A 1,094-nucleotide genomic window follows, 5' to 3' on the forward strand; every position below is an offset into this window, starting at 1 on the left:
GAAATTGCTAATGAATCAGCTATCATTTCCAATACAGTTAGTGATATAGCTAATAATATATTAGAAGATGTTAAGAAGAAAAGATTTTAAGAGATCTTTTCTTTAAATCATTATCTTTTTCTTTGAATTATTAAATGATTATTCTTTAATAAAACTTTACTTGATAATTATCATTGAATAAATCTTTGATAATTATCTTTGCTTTATATTATTACTTGATATTATTATCTTTACTTGTATGATTAGATTGTTTTTTATACTCTCTTAGCTATATGATTGTTTTTTGTTATAGATTATTTATTTATGTGATTATCTTTTAATATAATCATCTTTCTTTTGTGATTGTATCAATATAATTATTTTTTAAATTATCTTTATTTAATACATTTTTTTATTTAATACAATCAATCATATTTTTAATACAATTTATCTTTCTTTATAAGTTTATCTTTTTTATATAATGATCCTAACAATTAAAAATAATAAAAATTGATTATTTTAGATTGATTATTCTAAATTTGTTAGTTGTTTGGTGGAGTGGGTAAGTTTTACTGATAAGCAAACTAATCATTAATTTAATAGATTAAATCACTAAAAGAGATTAATACTTTATGGTATTGATAATTAAATTAGCATATTTATTGAAGTTAATATTCCTAGTCATTGTTATAAACTTTGATAAAACTAAATAATAAGTTAAATGTGATTAAACAATAAAGTATTTGAAGATATGATGAAATTATATTTATTTTTTACTTATTAAGCTTGTGGTTTTTATACTTACTATAAATTATTTTAATGTTTGTGGCTTTTATATTTCTTATATGAAGAGGTATCAAATTGAGTTTTAGTGATTTTGATATTTAGCTAAATTAAATTCTATTAATCAATTAAAATAATGTTAGCACAAATCCATATATTTTCCTTAACAAAAATATATAAAATGATAACATAAGATCAATAACTAGCTTTCTTAAGCTAGTTATTGAGTGATTAAAGATCTCTTAAAATCTTTTCTTCTTAACATCTTCTAATATATTATTAGCTATATCACTAACTGTATTGGAAATGATAGCTGATTCATTAGCAATTTC

Annotated in this window: 2 pseudogenes; one reads left to right on the forward strand and one right to left on the reverse strand. The window is 19.3% G+C overall.

What is annotated here, in order from left to right:
• A pseudogene (locus CQA75_RS09580) lies at positions 1–90 on the forward strand (methyl-accepting chemotaxis protein); the annotation flags it as partial.
• 914 nt (positions 91–1,004) lie between these two features.
• On the opposite strand, the pseudogene CQA75_RS09585 reads toward CQA75_RS09580, so the two are convergent.
• A pseudogene (locus CQA75_RS09585) lies at positions 1,005–1,094 on the reverse strand (methyl-accepting chemotaxis protein); the annotation flags it as partial.

It is taken from the genome of Campylobacter taeniopygiae, from assembly GCF_005406225.1.
Taxonomy (GTDB): domain Bacteria; phylum Campylobacterota; class Campylobacteria; order Campylobacterales; family Campylobacteraceae; genus Campylobacter_D; species Campylobacter_D taeniopygiae.